At 60.9% G+C, this 16,047-nt stretch carries 13 protein-coding genes and 1 tRNA gene; 10 read left to right on the forward strand and 4 right to left on the reverse strand.

Annotation, left to right across the window (positions count from 1 at the left end; genetic code table 11):
* Positions 1-6: 6 nt before the first annotated feature.
* Positions 7-993, forward strand: coding sequence for a L,D-transpeptidase (locus VN623_RS08865; RefSeq protein WP_325570199.1), 987 nt, complete (start codon positions 7-9; stop codon positions 991-993).
* Between the two features lie 267 nt (positions 994-1,260).
* On the opposite strand, the gene VN623_RS08870 is transcribed toward VN623_RS08865, so the two are convergent.
* Complete coding sequence (locus tag VN623_RS08870) at positions 1,261-1,515, reverse strand: hypothetical protein (protein WP_325570201.1); 255 nt, start codon at positions 1,513-1,515, stop codon at positions 1,261-1,263.
* A 203-nt stretch (positions 1,516-1,718) separates the two neighbouring features.
* Between VN623_RS08870 and parC the strand changes: the two genes are divergently transcribed.
* On the forward strand, positions 1,719-3,968 hold the full coding sequence (parC, locus tag VN623_RS08875) for a DNA topoisomerase IV subunit A (protein WP_325570203.1): 2,250 nt from the start codon (positions 1,719-1,721) through the stop codon (positions 3,966-3,968).
* A 59-nt stretch (positions 3,969-4,027) separates the two neighbouring features.
* Positions 4,028-4,516, forward strand: coding sequence for a hypothetical protein (locus tag VN623_RS08880; RefSeq protein ID WP_325570205.1), 489 nt, complete (start codon positions 4,028-4,030; stop codon positions 4,514-4,516).
* Between the two features lie 30 nt (positions 4,517-4,546).
* Here the strand turns inward: VN623_RS08880 and VN623_RS08885 are convergent, their stop codons facing one another.
* Both VN623_RS08885 and VN623_RS08890 read right to left on the reverse strand, forming a co-directional pair.
* Positions 4,547-5,311, reverse strand: a complete 765-nt coding sequence (locus tag VN623_RS08885; RefSeq protein ID WP_325570207.1) for an arginyltransferase — start codon at positions 5,309-5,311, stop codon at positions 4,547-4,549.
* Positions 5,312-5,609: 298 nt separating this feature from the next.
* Positions 5,610-5,831 carry a hypothetical protein gene (locus tag VN623_RS08890; RefSeq protein WP_325570209.1) on the reverse strand — a complete coding sequence of 74 codons (222 nt, stop codon included), beginning with the start codon at positions 5,829-5,831 and terminating at the stop codon, positions 5,610-5,612.
* Between the two features lie 1,119 nt (positions 5,832-6,950).
* Between VN623_RS08890 and VN623_RS08895 the strand changes: the two genes are divergently transcribed.
* Positions 6,951-7,271 (forward strand): hypothetical protein, encoded by a 321-nt coding sequence (locus tag VN623_RS08895; protein WP_325570210.1) that lies wholly within the window; start codon positions 6,951-6,953, stop codon positions 7,269-7,271.
* Positions 7,272-7,318: 47 nt separating this feature from the next.
* Here the strand turns inward: VN623_RS08895 and VN623_RS08900 are convergent, their stop codons facing one another.
* Positions 7,319-9,127, reverse strand: coding sequence for a class I poly(R)-hydroxyalkanoic acid synthase (locus VN623_RS08900; RefSeq protein ID WP_325570211.1), 1,809 nt, complete (start codon positions 9,125-9,127; stop codon positions 7,319-7,321).
* 404 nt (positions 9,128-9,531) lie between these two features.
* Between VN623_RS08900 and VN623_RS08905 the strand changes: the two genes are divergently transcribed.
* The 6 genes from VN623_RS08905 to VN623_RS08930 form a co-directional block, all read left to right on the forward strand.
* On the forward strand, positions 9,532-10,758 hold the full coding sequence (locus tag VN623_RS08905; protein ID WP_325570213.1) for an LL-diaminopimelate aminotransferase: 1,227 nt from the start codon (positions 9,532-9,534) through the stop codon (positions 10,756-10,758).
* Between the two features lie 11 nt (positions 10,759-10,769).
* Complete coding sequence (locus VN623_RS08910; protein ID WP_325570215.1) at positions 10,770-12,095, forward strand: homoserine dehydrogenase; 1,326 nt, start codon at positions 10,770-10,772, stop codon at positions 12,093-12,095.
* 42 nt (positions 12,096-12,137) lie between these two features.
* Positions 12,138-13,139, forward strand: a complete 1,002-nt coding sequence (glpX, locus tag VN623_RS08915) for a class II fructose-bisphosphatase (protein WP_325570217.1) — start codon at positions 12,138-12,140, stop codon at positions 13,137-13,139.
* Positions 13,140-13,266: 127 nt separating this feature from the next.
* Entirely contained in the window at positions 13,267-15,102 is a 1,836-nt protein-coding gene (gene recJ / locus VN623_RS08920) for a single-stranded-DNA-specific exonuclease RecJ (RefSeq protein WP_325570219.1), read from the forward strand.
* A gap of 115 nt (positions 15,103-15,217) precedes the next feature.
* Positions 15,218-15,292: transfer RNA gene (locus VN623_RS08925), tRNA-Glu, on the forward strand.
* Positions 15,293-15,414: 122 nt separating this feature from the next.
* The coding region (locus VN623_RS08930; RefSeq protein ID WP_325570221.1) for a lytic murein transglycosylase at positions 15,415-16,047 on the forward strand (633 nt) is incomplete at its 3' end.

Below are 16,047 nucleotides of genomic sequence, written 5' to 3' on the forward strand. Positions count from 1 at the left end.
GTTTCCATGAAGAGCACATCAATTGCAGTCGCTGCTTTTTGCGCGCTGGCAGGACAGTCTACGCTGGCGTCCGCCCAAAGCGCGTGGAGTCCGTGGGACGGGCCACCGGCGGCGTCGCGGCAGGACGATGGGCGTTATGACGATCGCTACGGCGATCGTTACGAACAAGACGATCCGCGCCGCTATGACGACCGGCAAAACGGTGATCGCGATTACAACGACCGCGACGATGACTACGGCGACCGCCGCGCGGACGATCGCCGGTATCAAAATTACGACGATTATGGCCAGTGGGACGCCGCGCCTTCGGCCGCCGAAGAAGCAGAGGGCAGCAAGGCGCCAGGAGTCTCCGGTGGTCCCCGTCCCTACATCCGTGCTGTGGCGCCGCCGCAGGTGGCCTTTAAAGGCCCCTACGCGCCCGGGTCGGTTGTTATCGATACCAGCGCCCGCAAGCTCTACTACGTGACAAGCCCGACGACGGCGTTCGCATACTCGATCGGGGTGGGACGCCAGGGGTTCGCGTGGACGGGCAAAGAAAAAGTAGCGCGCATCACGGACTGGCCGGACTGGTACCCGCCGGCAGAGATGCGCCAACGCCGGCCCGAGCTTCCGCAGCGTATGCTGGGCGGTGTCCACAATCCGCTCGGTGCGAAGGCCATCTACCTCGGCAATACGCTCTACCGCATTCACGGGACCAACGATCCGAAGTCGATCGGCAAGGCTGAATCGTCGGGTTGTTTCCGAATGATGAACGAGAATGTGCTGCATCTGGCGTCGCTCGTCAAAGTCGGTACGGAAGTCACGATCGTTCGCTCTCTGAAGGGAAGCGTCGTTGCGTCCAGCGCTGCGCCGCAGGCGGCATCGAGCAATAAGGCGTCTAGCAACCGGGCGTGGAGAGACCGCACGTCGATCGAGAGAGTGCCGCGGCCGCGCTGGGACGATCGCGACTATTATGAACCTGAGCGTGATCCTTATGCCGACGATTGGCGCTAAGCGACAAGACATCGGTACTTGATCCGGCAAACTTTGCGCCGGGCTGACCCGATCCGCCAAAGCTCGTCGGCCAACTTATCCCCGCGGACTTTAGGACGACGGCTGCGAGCGCACGTCACGGGCCAGCGCGCACGGCAGCAGGCGACGAACGGTGCGGCTCTCCGCGTTGAAGGAGGCGTCATCCGAACGATCGCGTAGCGGCTGTCGACAAAAAAGCCGCCCGCTCTCTCGAGCGGGCAGCATGTAAATCAAGACCGATCTTTGATCTCAATCGGTCGATTTCTTTGGCACTTGAACGTCAACGCCCGGAGCTTGGACATGCGTGCCGGTCGCGTCTTTTTCGACGCGCGCAAACGGTGCGTCGACCGTCGTCTCGCCAGTCGCCTTGTTGGTCTCTACGCGTACGGCCGGGCCGTCGACCAGCACTTCGGTCTGTGAACGCTGGTACGCCGTGACCCCGCCGACCACCACTACAATGGCAAGGATGGCTAAAGCCAAAATTCCGATTTGACGGGTTTGCATCGCGTCACCTCTTTTTTAACTGCAGCCAGAGGTAGCAGAACGCATCGTATTGGCGGAATGTTCCAGAATGTCCGAGCGGTGTCGTGGCCGCTTCGTCACGCCCGACCAACGATTTCTGGGCTGATGCGTGTTAAACTGCCGCTATCGGCGTGGCGCCGGCGACTTGGGCTTGAGACGCCCCGTGACGCGCGCTACTTCGAGCCATGACGACAAAACCGATTCTGCCGGGCGATGGCCCGATCGAGCCCGTTGAACTTCGAACCGCGCTCGAAGAACGCTATCTCGCTTATGCGCTCTCGACGATCATGCATCGGGCGTTGCCCGACGTTCGCGACGGCCTGAAACCCGTTCACCGCCGCATCCTCTATGCGATGCGCGAGCTCAAGCTCAATCCCGAGAGCGGTTACGTCAAATGCGCCAAGATCGTCGGCGACGTGATGGGTAATCTCCATCCGCACGGCGATCAGGCGATTTACGACGCGCTGGCGCGCCTGGCTCAAGATTTCGCCGTGCGTTACCCGCTGGTCGACGGCCAAGGAAACTTCGGCAACATCGACGGCGATAACCCAGCCGCGCCGCGCTACACGGAAGCCCGCCTGACCGAGATCGCGAATGCCATCCTCGAAGGCATCGATGAAGACACCGTCGAGTTCCGCCCGAACTACGACGGCCGCGTCGAAGAACCGGTCGTGCTACCGGCGGCATTTCCCAATCTGCTGGCGAATGGCTCCTCCGGCATCGCCGTCGGCATGGCGACGAATATCCCGCCGCACAACGTCGATGAGCTTTGCGCGGCGTTGCTGCATCTGATCAAGCACCCGAACGCCACCATCGAAAAACTCGTCGAATTTGTCCCAGGTCCGGATTTTCCGACGGGCGGCATCATCGTCGAGCCGCACGAGGCGATGCTCGAGGCCTATAAGACAGGCCGCGGAGGATTCCGCGTCAGGGCCCGTTGGTCGCGCGAAGAAACCAGCCGCGGCGGCTATCAAATCGTCGTGACGGAAATTCCCTACCAAGTTCAGAAAGCCAAGCTCGTCGAAAAACTCGCCGAGCTGATGAGCGAAAAGAAACTGCCGCTGCTCGGCGACGTTCGCGACGAAAGTGCCGAAGAAGTCCGGCTGATTTTGGAGCCCAAGAGCCGGACAGTCGATCCGGTGCTGCTGATGGAAAGTTTGTTCAGGCTGTCGGAATTAGAGGTTCGCATCAGCCTCAACATGAACGTGCTGTCGGCGGGGCAGATTCCCAACGTCCTGTCGTTGCGCGACGTTCTCTCGCAATGGCTCGAGCACCGCATCGAAGTTCTGATCCGCCGTTCGACGTTCCGGTTGAAGAAAATCGAGCATCGGCTTGAAGTGCTCGACGGCTACCTCATCGCCTACCTGAATATCGATGAAGTGATCCGCATCGTCCGCCGCGAGGACGATCCGAAAGCCAAGCTGATCGCGAAATTCAAGCTCAGCGATGTGCAGGCCGAGGCGATCCTGAACCTGCGCTTGAGATCGCTATCAAGGCTCGAAGAAATCGAAATTCGCGGCGAGCACGACAAGCTCTCGAAAGAGTTGCGGGCGCTGAAGCAACTTTTGAAATCGGAAGATCTGCAGTGGGAGCGCATTTCCGAGGAAGTGAAAGCAACGCGCGATCGCTATTCCAAGAAGACGGCGATCGGCCGCCGGCGTTCGTCATTCGCCGATGCGCCGGAGGTCGAGATTGATCTTGCTGCGGCTCTCGTCGAAAAGGAACCGATCACCGTCATCCTGTCGGAAAAGGGCTGGTTGAGAGCACTGAAGGGTCATCCGGAGGATCTCTCGAAGCTCGAGTTCAAACAGGGCGACGAACTCAAGCGCGTGATCAAGGCGTGGACCACAGATAAACTGGTCCTGCTGACGACGAACGGTAAGTTTTTCACACTCGAAGCGGGCGCGTTGCCTGGCGGGCGTGGTCACGGCGAGCCGGTGCGTCTGATGATCGATCTGGAAGAAAACCACGACATCGTTGAGATGTTCGTGCACGACGCAACGCGTAAATTGCTCGTCGTATCGACCGCCGGTTACGGTTTTATCGTTTCGGAAGAAGAAGTCATCGCTTCGACGCGGAAGGGCAAGCAGATCCTTAACGTGACGGAGCCCGATGAGGCTCGCGTCTGCGTGGTTGCCGAAGGCGATTACATCGCGACCATCGGCGAAAATCGCAAGCTGCTCGTTTTCAAGCTCGAGGAAGTCAACGAGATGACGCGCGGCAAGGGCGTTATCCTGCAGCGGTTCAAAGACGGCGGCCTCTCGGACGCTCGCGTGTTCAAAAAGACGGATGGTCTGACGTGGGTTGATACCGCCGGCCGCGAGTTCGCGCTCTCCTGGTCGGAATTGCGCGAATGGGTTGGCGAACGGGCGCAGGCCGGACGTCTGGCTCCGAAAGGGTTTCCACGATCGAATTCGTTCGGGCCGCGATTTTGAATCGTGTGTTGATCGCCTGCGCTTGCCGCGGCGATAGCGCATCGATACGAGTTGGAGGTATGGGCGGATTCATTCAGGCTGCGGCGGTCATTGTGGCGGTATTTTCCGTCACGATCTCGGACAGCCGCGAGCTACGTGCCGAGGCCGCCCCAGCGACCTGCGCCAAACAGGATTTCGAATCCGTCGTCGAGGAGGCTGCCGGCAGCCTGCGCGATCTCAACGCCAAGAACAGACCGGCATTTCAGGAGAAGCTTCGCGAACTCAAAGACAAGCGCAAGTGGAGTCACGATGAGTTCATCAAGCGGGCCAAGCCGCTCGTGCGCGATGATAAAACTGTGGCTTTCGATCAAACGACGGACGAATTGCTGTCCGCGATCGCGTCCATGGGGCAGGAAGGCGCGACGGCGGTGACGCCCGATTGCGCCGTTCTCCTCGAATTGCGGGCGCGCATGAAGGTTCTCGTCGAAACGCAGACCGCCAAGTGGGCTTACATGTTCCAGAAAATCGACGCCGAACTCGGCAACGATAAGTCTAGGGAAATTCACTGAAGGATGTTTCGCGCCAACGAGGGAGCGCCTTCAGATGTCGTCGTCGGAAGAGATGCGTTCCCAACGATCGGGGCCGAGCCGTTCCTGCGGTTTGAAGCGCGTTTTGTAGGCCATCTTCCGCGAGCCGTCGATCCAGTAGCCAAGATAGACGTAGGGCAGGCCGATACGCCGCGCGAAGGCTATGTGCTCAAGGATCATGTACGTGCCAAGTCCGGCGTCGACTTCATCCGGCTCGTAAAAACTGTAGACCATCGAAATGCCGTCAGTCAGCCGATCGCACAATGCGACGGCCTTCAGGGGCCAGGATTCGAAATCGAGATCGCTGCCCGCATCCTTCGGCTTTTCGCGATATTCCGTGACGAATGTTTCGATGACCGTGTCTTCGACCATCATGCGGTAATCAAGCATCGTCATGTCCGCCATGCCGCCATCGCTATGGCGTGCGTCGATGTAGGCGCGGAAAAGGCGAAACTGTTCGGGAGTCGGCGTCGGAGATGTGCGCCGTGCCACGAGCGTCGAATTTTTGGCTGATGCCCGCCGCATCGAACGGTCGGGTCGAAATTCGTCGACGATCACGCGCACCGAGACGCAGGCCTGGCAGCCTTCGCAATAAGGAACGTAGGCTATGTTCTGGCTGCGCCGGAAACCGGTCGTCAGCAAACGGTCGACCAGCTCAGCCGGCTTGTCGTGCGTCAGGTGCGTGAAGAGTTTTCGTTCGAGCCGGCCGGGCAAATAGGGACAGGGTTGCGGGGCCGTGACGTAGAACTCTGGGAACTTCTTTTGCTGCTCCGTCATTCGGACGCGATCCTCGGTCGACCCGGTGGTGATGATAAGGGGATGCGCCGGTCCGGATCAAGGGATCGTAAATTTTAGCGCAACACGAATAATGAAGTGGCGCGGCAAAATTATCTATGATCGTGCCGCAATTGCGCGGCGGCTTTTGCAAGAACGTTGAATATTCACACAACGGCATGCCGCGTTGCGGTGTTACCGGCAACCGTGGGCGTCACAGCAGGGCGGACAGCCTCCGCTTGATTAGAAGTGTCGGATCATTCGATCGTCGCCGGTTGCGCGGCGTCCGGGGTCGACGCGGCTATGTTTTGATGGGCGGCGCCATGACCTTGGCCGAGGCGCGCGCGTGGCTTGGGCCGGAGGTGCTGGCCATCGCATAGAGGCCGCACGCCAAGACCACGGCGATAGCTACGATACCGACCCAAAGCGCAGACTGCCGCACGAACCAGCCGACTGTCGGCGTTCCCACTACACGTCCGTCTTCCCAAGCCGATTGACCTGAAGGAACTTCGTGAACTTTCATCTGCCGAACTGCTGGAATTACCGTCTGCTTTGCCAATCAACCGACCCCACATCGCCTGCAGCCGCATGACTGCACAACCCGCAACCGCCGTGCCCGGTCAGAAATCGAATCAGGAGTTGCTTTCCTGCTGCTCATTTTGTGCTGAGGGTAGGGGCTGGAGGCGCGGGTGTGTCTGGGGAGTAACGCTTTTCGCGCCAGAGATGGGGGAGTTTAAGCAACAGATCTGAACAAACGTTATGTCAGCCAGTTTTAGATGCTACCTGCGACCGCCCGGTTTCTTGTGCCGTGTAATTTTTCCGACATACTTTGGCAAATGCTCTCTTGAAGAAGAAAAAGCCGTCTCGAGGAACCGCCCAGGGTAAACCGGATCACTCCGACGAGTGATCGAAGACCTGCACCTGGGGGTCCTATGATAGAGCTAGTCGTTGCGGTCTGCATGATAGACCAGCCGTCGCGTTGCAAAGACGTGACGTTGAATTTTGAGGGCGAAAGCGTCAACGCCCAACAATGCATGATGAATGGCCAAATCGAGATGGCTAAATGGGTCGGCGAACACCCGAACTGGGTCATCCGAAAATGGCGCTGCGGTATTGCGGGCCAGTTCGCTAAACTTTGACAGGCTCATGAGGGCTAAGGCGAGCTGAACGCCAGCCGGCCTTCGGCTCCCCTGGCGGCTCTGCGGCCGCCGAGGGGGCGCGCGATTTCAAGCTGTCCGGCGTTTTGCTTCCCGCCCCCCCGCTGATTGTCCTAAGCTTTTCGGCCTGATGCATTTGGCAAGCATCACCGTTCCGGCGATGGCCCGATCACGGGCGTCCCAAAATTAAAAGACCTGTCGGAAACTGCCGTGCCCCCCCTTCATTTATGGCCGCGAGAGTGGCTATGGAGGTCGGACGAAGTCGTTTCGGGCTTGAAGCTGTTCGGCATACTCGCCAACATTGGCTTATGCGAAGTTCCGCTGATTCCTGCTTCGGCGGGCGTCGCGAGATTAAAGGTTGGCGGCGTCGGGCCGGGTGAAGCTTGGCAATGCGCCTGCAGCTGCCGATTATGGGTGGCTGACGGCGTCAGCGCCGCTCCGGCGACGGGTTCGCCGCAACTTTAGGTTTGCCGTCAGGAAGGGTCATGAACCACCAACTCGTATTGCAGTTCCAGGGTGACGACGACGACACGGTCGAAAAGGTCATCGAGCTCGAGGATCGATTGATCGATGCGTTTGCCGGCTCGACGGCGGTCGAGGTCGACGGGCACGAGCCAGGGGACGGCGTGACCAATCTCATTCTCCTGGCCAAGAATGCGGCCAAGGTCTGGGAAAAGATCGAACCCATCGTCGAGGGTGCGGCCGACGAACTCGATGTCAACGCGGTGGCGTTTCGCACGCTCAACAGCGAGGAATTCACCGTGCTATGGCCAGTCGACTACGAAGGCGAATTCGAATTGGCGTGAGCGGTCGAGAGTTTGGACGAGTACTCGCAACGATCAGCGAGCTACAATCACCGGGCTTTGACGAATGAGCCGGGTGCATCTTCGATCACGCCGAGTTTGGCGCCGGCGGCTCGCTTAGGGATCCACCCGCCCGCTCGCTGCGAAAGCCATTCGATCCAATAAGGCCACCAGGAACCCTGAACTTCCGTCGCCGATGCTTGCCAATCGGCAATGCTCGTTATGGCGGTCCCCTTCGTCCAGTACTGATACTTGACCTTGTCGGGTGGGTTGATGACACCGGCGATATGGCCGGAACCCGCAAGCACGAACTCCACCGGGCCGCCGAACATCTGCGCGCCGCGGAAAACCGACGCAGCCGGAGCGATGTGATCTTCGCGCGTGGCAACGGAAAAGATAGGGAGAGTGATTTTCTTGAGATTGAGTTTCACGCCGCCAATCGTCATCTCGCCGCTGGCGAGCCGGTTTTCATTGTAGAACTCGCGCAGATAAAATCCGTGGTTGGCGGCCGCCATCCGTGTCGAATCCTGGTTCCAGAACAAGAGATCGAACGGGAAGGGCTTCTTGCCGAGCAAGTAGTTGTTGACGACGTAGGGCCAGATGAGGTCGCGCGGCCGCATCATATTGAATACGTTCGCCATGCGGGAGCCGTCGAGAAACCCACGCTCGGTCATCAGCGTTTCGAGACTGTGGAGCTGGGTATCATCGGTGAAAAGCAGAAGATCGCCGGCGAGAGAAAAGTCCACCTGGGTCGCCAGCAGTGTGCAGCACTTGAAGGGATCTTCGCCGCGCTGGGCGAGATAAGCGAGCCCGGTCGCAAGTGCGGTGCCGCCGACGCAATAGCCGAGAACGTTGATCTTCTCGACGCCAGTTTCATCTTGAACCGCACGAACCGCTTCAAGAATGCCTTCGAGGATGTAGTCCTCGAAAGTCTTCGCTGCGAGACGCTCGTCCGGGTTGACCCATGACACGACGAAAACCGTGAAGCCTTGATCGACGACGTATTTGATGAAGCTCTTGGGCCCGGTCAGATCGAGGATGTAATATTTGTTGATCCACGGCGGCACCATCAGCAGTGGCCGTTCGCGAACCTTATCTGTCGTTGGCGTATATTGGATGAGCTGCAGCAGGTCGTTTTGAAAGACGACCTTGCCCGGGGTTGTTGCGAGGTTGCGCCCCAGTTCGAAGGCGTTGGCGTCGGTCTGGCTGATTTTCATCAAGTCGCCGGATCGCTTGAGATCGTCGGCGAGCAGATCGGCACCGTTGAGCAGATTGCGGGCGTTGGACGCCAGCGTCTCGCGCAGCACCTCCGGGTTGGTTGCCAGGAAGTTCGTCGGCGAGAAGGCGCTCGTCAATTGTCGCAAATAAAACTCGGCGCGGTGACGCTCCCGCTCATCGAGATCGGGCGTCTCCGCAAGCCGCTGCTCCGCCCATCGACAAGCCAAGAGATAAGCCTGTTTGCAGAAGTCAAAAAAAGGATTGTGGCTCCACTCCGGATCCTTGAATCGATTGTCGCCGGGAGCGGGCTCGATGAGGGGCGGAATACCCATTCCCATCATGCGCCCGAGAACGTTATTCCAAAGCCCTGCGAACTGGCTGAAGAACAATGCCTGCGCTTCGGAGAGCTTGACCGGGTCGGAGAGCCACGTCCGCAGCAGCGACGACAGCGTCTCGGTTGCAGCCGAAAACTCACTGGCTGAGGTGTAGGGTCCGAGTTTCGCGTCAGGGCGTGCCGCGAGCTGGGCAAAAGCCGCGCTGCCGCGTTCAAACGCCTTCAGAAAGTTCGATGCGAACTCTTCTGGATTGGGTATGAAGTAGTTCGAAAGAAGCGAACGCGGTTCGTTGCTGTCTTGCGGCATGTGAAGATCAAAAACTTTCCATTAACGAAGGCTCGGCGCGGCGGCGGTGAATTTCGCTTTGTCTGCCAAAACATGAATAGACAGTGCCCGTTAGGGACCCGTCGATCAAGCCGAATCGGCTGGGCGTTCGTACCTCCGAAAGTAGGCATTTGATGTGCGGAGACGCCCGCGGCACATTTACCCTCGCAGTGCAAAAATTTTGCGAAAGCCAGTTCATCAACGCTGTTTCGCGATGCGCCGCGCCGCAGCACTGGACGGGACGGGACGGGCAGGCGTAAAGAGGGCGGCAGTCGGCGGCGAGCTCGATAGACACTGGCCATCCGATGCCCACGAATTGCCATGGGCCGCGAGCCGATGACGCCATGATGACGCCGTCCCCGTTCCGGCGCCGAGGGGTAAAATCTTTGAGCGAAGACTTTCACCGCATCAAGCGCCTGCCGCCCTATGTATTCGCGGAGGTGAACCGTTTGAAGGCGGCGGCGCGCGCCCGCGGTGCCGACATCGTCGATCTCGGCATGGGCAACCCCGATATGCCGACGCCGCAGCACATCGTCGACAAGCTGATCGAGACGATCAACAAGCCGCGCACGCATCGGTATTCGGCGTCGAAGGGCATACCTGGGCTACGCAAGGCACAGGCGGCATATTACGAGCGCCGGTTTGGCGTGAAGCTCGATCCCGAGACGGAGATCGTTGCTACGCTCGGGTCGAAGGAAGGCTTCGCCAACATGGCACAGGCCATCGCCGCGCCGGGCGACGTTGTGCTCGTTCCGAACCCGACCTATCCCATCCACGCCTTCGGGTTCATTATCGCAGGCGCTGTGATCCGGCATCTGCCGGCAAGCAATGGAGACGACTTCCTGCGGGCCATCGAGCACGCGGTGCAGCATTCAATTCCGAAGCCGCTGGCGGTCGTCATGTCATTTCCGTCCAATCCGACGGCAATGACCGTCGGCCTGGACTTCTACAAGGAAGCGGTGGCGCTGGCTAAGAAGCTCGACATCATTATTCTCTCGGACATCGCCTACTCGGAGCTCTATTTCGATGGCAATCCGCCGCCGTCGATCCTGCAAGTGCCCGGCGCCAAGGACATTGCCGTCGAATTCACGTCGCTTTCAAAAACGTACAACATGCCCGGCTGGCGCATGGGCTTCGCAGTCGGCAACGAACGGCTGATCGGCGCCTTGGCGCGCGTCAAATCGTATCTCGATTACGGCGCCTTCACACCTATTCAAGTGGCGGCCGCGGCGGCCCTGAACGGTCCGCAAGAGTGCGTCGACGAGATCCGCGCCATGTATAAGAGCCGCCGCGACGCGCTCGTCGAAAGCTTTGGGCGGGCGGGCTTTCCCATCCCATCTCCGCCCGCGACGATGTTTGCTTGGGCGCCGGTGCCAGAGCGCTTTCGTCATCTCAGTTCCGTCGCGTTCGCCAAGCTCCTGATCGAGGAGGCTGACGTGGCAGTTTCTCCGGGCGTCGGCTTTGGGGAGCATGGCGAAGGCTTCATCCGCATTGCGCTCGTCGAAAATGAGCAGCGCATCCGCCAAGCCGCACGCTCGATCAAGAAACTTTTTTCCGACCCGGCACAGTCTTCGCAGACAATGCCCCGCCCCCAGAAATCCGCCAGTCAATAACCATCGCCACCATGGAACCCCTCAAACTCGGTATCGCCGGACTTGGTACGGTTGGCGCCGGCCTGTTGGAACTTCTGACGGCCAACGGCGCCCACTTCGCCAACATCGTCGGCCGCGAGATCCGCATTACCGGCGTTTCCGCGCGCTCGCGCAGCAAGGCGCGCGATGCGGCGACCGCCGGTATTCCCTGGTTCGACGATCCGGTGGCGCTGGCTCGCGATCCGTCGAACGCGGTGTTCGTCGAACTGATCGGCGGCGAGGACGGTATAGCCAAGGCCGCGGTCGAGGCGGCGCTCAACGCCAAAAAGCATGTCGTGACCGCCAACAAGGCACTCCTTGCAAAACACGGCTTCGAACTGGCACGGCTGGCCGAAAAGAACGGCGTCGCGCTGAATTTCGAGGCGGCCGTGGCAGGCGGCATCCCGGTCATCAAGACGCTGCGCGAGGCGCTGGGCGCCAATCGCGTGCGGCGCGTCTACGGCATTCTGAATGGCACCTGCAACTACATCCTAACGCAGATGCAGACCGAGAAACGGCCATTTGAGGACGTATTGAAGGAGGCGCAGGCGCTTGGCTATGCCGAGGCCGATCCGACCTTCGACATCGGTGGCTTCGATACCGCGCACAAGCTGGCTCTGTTGACGAGCCTTGCCTTCGGCACAAGGGTCGCTTTCGACCAAATTCACGTCGAGGGCATTCAATCCATCACCCAAGCCGACATCGAAGCGACCGACAGCCTCGGCTATCGGATCAAGCTTCTGGGCGTCGCAACCGAGACCGAGAGCGGCATCGAGGCGCGCGTGTCGCCGGCACTCGTTTACAAGGACTCGGCCATCGCCGAAGTTTCGGGCGTCACGAATGCCGTTGCGATCGACGGTGATTTTTCCGGCAACATTCTGCTCGTTGGTGCCGGAGCCGGCGCCAAACCGACGGCTTCGGCCATAGCGGGCGATATCCTCGACATCGCGCGGGGTCTCATCGTTCCACCATTTGTCACGCCGACCGCCAAGCTCAAGGCGCATAAACGTGCCAAGCTCGACCAGCACTACGGTTCGTACTACGTGCGCCTAGCACTCTACGATAAACCGGGTGCGATGGCCGCCATCGCCAGGCGCATGGGTGATCGCGGCGTCTCGCTCGAAAGTATCGTGCAGCATCGCCCGCAGACGCTTCACGCGCCCGGCGCAGCTTCTCACCTTTCGAAGGACAAGGCTCAGCCGGTCATCATCATTACGCATGAAACGACGGAAGAAGCGATGCGCAAGGCGCTCGAAACCATCGAGAAAGACGGCAACGTCACCGAACGCCCGCAAATGATACGCATCGAGGAGCTATAGAATTCTGTGCAATTGAGCGCGCTGCGCGCGGAAGGGTAGGACATGAACGGCATCGATCAATCGAACGGGAAGCACGGTCCGGGGCTTGAGCGCATTCTGGTGCTCGAAGTGGCGCGCGTCACGGAAGCGGCGGCTATCGCAGCCGCGCAAATGCGCGGGCGCGGCAACGAAAAAGCTGCCGACAAGGCCGCCGTCGACGCGATGCGCCGGGAACTCGGGCGCGTTGAAATCAGGGGTACCGTCGTTATCGGCGAAGGCGAGATGGACGAAGCGCCGATGCTCTACATCGGCGAAAAGGTCGGCATCGGCGAAGGTCCCGAGGTCGACATCGCGGTCGATCCGCTCGAAGGTACGACGCTCTGCGCGAAATCCATGCCGAACGCACTCGCGGTGCTCGCGATTTCCGAACGTGGCGGGCTCTTGCATGCTCCCGATATGTACATGAACAAGATCGCCATCGGGCCGGGCTATCCGGACGGAACCGTCGATCTCGACGCGTCGCCTGCAGAAAACCTCAACGCCCTCGCCAAGGCCAAGGGCGTCCCGATTGGCGAGATCATGGCGTGCATTCTCGATCGGCCCAGGCATGCGGAATTGATCCGTGCCGTGCGCGAGGCAGGCGCCGGTGTTCAGCTCATTCCGGACGGAGACATTGCAGGCGTCATCTGGACCACGGACCCTCGCGAGACCGGGGTCGATATCTACATCGGGTCGGGTGGCGCGCCGGAGGGCGTGCTTGCGGCGGCGGCTCTGCGGTGCATCGGCGGTCAAATGGAAGGCCGGTTGATTCCGATGAAGGACGAGGAGCGCATGCGCGCGGAGAAAATGGGCATCACCGACATCAACAAGAAATTCAAGCTTGAGGACATGGCATCGGCCGACGTCGTGTTCTCGGCGACCGGCGTCACCGATGGTTCGCTGCTCAAGGGTGTCCGGATCAGAGGTGATTTTGCCGAGACCGAGACGGTCGTCATGCGGTCGAAAACCGGCACCGTCCGGCGAATCAACTCGACGCTGCGTAATGTGGGTGCGCGGTTCATTTAAGGCAACAAAAGCGCCGGCGTGGGTGATTGGCTGTGGGCGCCTCGGCAGGTTCGGGACGTTTCAGAGACGAATCGACCTACAACTCTGAGAGGCGGCAGGGGGCGGGGCTCAGTTGCGCACGGCGGGTTTGGCGAAAATTGCGATTGAAGGGAGCGCCGAGCGGCTGCCCTTTCTCGGCGTCACGACAAGTGCGCGCGGTTTCGTCTGGCGTGAGCGCCTCCTGCGGGAAGCAAAGCCGCTCGCAACGGCGATAAGCCAGCGCCACGGGCTGCCGGAGTTGATGGGCCGTGTACTCGCCGCTCGCGGCGTTGGGCTCGATGACGTGGCGACGTTCCTCGATCCGACGCTCAAAGCGCTGATGCCGGACCCGAGCCTCTTGCGTGACATGGACAAGGCCGCGGCGCGCCTCGCCGACGCAATCGAAGGCCGGCAGTCCGTTGCCATTTTTGGCGATTACGACGTTGATGGCGCCTGCTCGTCGGCGCTGCTGGCGCGGTTTCTGGGGCACCACGAGACGCCGGCGAGGATCTACATTCCGGACCGGCTGTTCGAGGGCTATGGACCGAACGCCGGTGCCATCGAGACGCTGGTCGGCGAGGGAGCCCGGCTGATCGTTACGGTCGATTGCGGCACGACGAGCCACGAACCGTTGGCACTGGCGCGCCGTCTCGGCGCCGGCGTCCTCGTCATCGACCACCATCAGGCGGACGAGCACCTTCCCGAGGTCGATGCGATCGTCAATCCGAACCGCCAGGACGACGTGTCGGGGCAGGGGGCGCTCTGTGCGGCGGGCGTCGTGTTCCTGGTTCTCGTCGGGGTTACGCGCGAACTGAGGCGACGCGGATTTTATCAAGCGGCACGCGAGCCCGATCTTCTGGCGCTTCTCGATCTCGTGGCGTTGGCGACGGTTGCCGACGTGGTGCCACTCGTTGGCCTCAACCGCGCCTACGTGAAAAAGGGACTTGCCGTCATGCGGTCGCGCCAGAACGTCGGTCTCACCGCGTTGGCCGATGCCGCCGGTCTCACCGCGCCGCCGACGCCTTATCACCTTGGCTTCATATTGGGGCCGCGCATCAATGCGGGCGGACGCATCGGAAACGCTGCGCTGGGTGCGACGCTACTTTCGACGTCCGATGCGGTCGAGGCGCAGCGCATTGCAGAGCTGCTCAATCGCCTGAACAAGGAACGCAAGGACATCGAGACGCTGGTACTCGAGGAAGCGCTGGCGATCGCCGACCGTCAGATCGCCGAAGATCCGACGCGCTCGATCGTCGTCGTCGCCTCGGAGGCTTGGCACAAGGGCGTCGTCGGACTCGTCGCCAGCCGCTTAGTCGAGCGCTTCCGCCGACCCGCCTGCGTCATCGCATGGGATGCCGCCGGCTCGGGGCCGCGCGATGGTACGGGTTCTCTCCGTTCTATTCCCGGAGTCGATCTCGGGTCCGCAATTCGAGGCGCGGTGTCGGATGGGTTGCTCATCAAGGGTGGCGGTCATGCGATGGCGGCGGGATTGACGGTCAGTCAGCAGGGCCTCGCAGCGCTCGAAAAGTATCTGCTTGGAAATCTTCGCCCGACGACGGCGAGCATTGCGGATGCGGCAGGGCTCGACATCGATGCGGCCCTCGTCGCCTCTGGTGCGACGGCCGAACTGATGGACCTGATTGAACGCGTCAGCCCCTTCGGCCAGGGAAATTCCGAAGCCCGCTTCGTGCTGCCGGCGCACCGCGTGAAGTTCGGCAAAATCGTCGGCGACGCACACGTGCGCGTCCTGCTCGAGGGCGGCGATGGCGCGCGGCTCGACGCCATAGCCTTTCGCGCCGCCGGACAGCCCTTGGGCGACCTCCTGATGTCGGCCGCCGGCATGCCGCTGCACGTTGCGGGTCATCTGCGTCGCGACACATGGGGCGGGCGCGATCGGATCGAGCTTCAGATCGAGGACGCGGCCGATCCGCGGCGCCAATTTTAAAGTGAAAATGGCGGGTCTTTTTTGCGACCCATGTTGTCGCAGGATGGGCTTGGGTGCTGCGCTTGCCAAATGCGCCCGAAGACGACTATAGGGTTGCCTCTTAAAGCCGACGGCCGGTCCCTTCGTCTATCGGTTAGGACGCGAGATTTTCATTCTTGAAAGACGGGTTCGACTCCCGTAGGGACCGCCACCGCTTACAACCCGCGCCGCGCGTCTCTTGTCTCAAGAGGCATCGCAATCCGGCTCGCGCGGTGACGGCGTGTCCGCTGCTCCCGGTTAATGCTTGTCCCCCAGCGTAGAAAGCAACAACCCATGCTGTACATATTCAAGGCCTTCCGCCCGGCTCGGTTGAAATTTGCGAGCATCGCGGTCTTGCTGCTTGCCAATCCGACAGCCGGTATCGCCGCGCAGTGTGGCAGCGGCGCGGGGGGCTTCAACAGCTGGCTGCAGCACTTCAAGGCGCAAGCGGCCGCTCAAGGCATAAAGCAGGCAACAATCTCGTCTGCTCTGTCGGGCATCTCGTATGATCCGACCGTGATCCGGCTCGACCGCTCGCAGCATTCCTTCAAATTGAGTTTCGCGCAGTTCTATGCGCGCCGGGTCGACGGGGCGCTCATTGGCCGGGGCAGGTCGCTGATGCGGACGCATCGCGCCACACTCGACCGCATTGAACGGCGGTTTGGTGTGCCGGGCGCCGTGGTCGTAGCCATCTGGGGTCTCGAGACCCACTACGGAGCTGATGCGAGCGCGCGCTATTCAATCCTGCGGTCGCTCGCCACGTTAGCTTACGATTGTCGGCGCTCCGAGTTCTTTACCGGCCAATTGCTCGACGCCGTGCGGATCGTCGATCGGGGCGACTTGTCGGCTAAGCAGTTGCGCGGCGGCTGGGCCGGCGAGATCGGCCAGACGCAATTCCTGCCGACCCCTTATGTCCGGTACGCGGTC

This window comes from Hyphomicrobium sp. (assembly GCF_035572195.1).
In the GTDB taxonomy this organism is placed as follows: Bacteria; Pseudomonadota; Alphaproteobacteria; order Rhizobiales; family Hyphomicrobiaceae; genus Hyphomicrobium_B.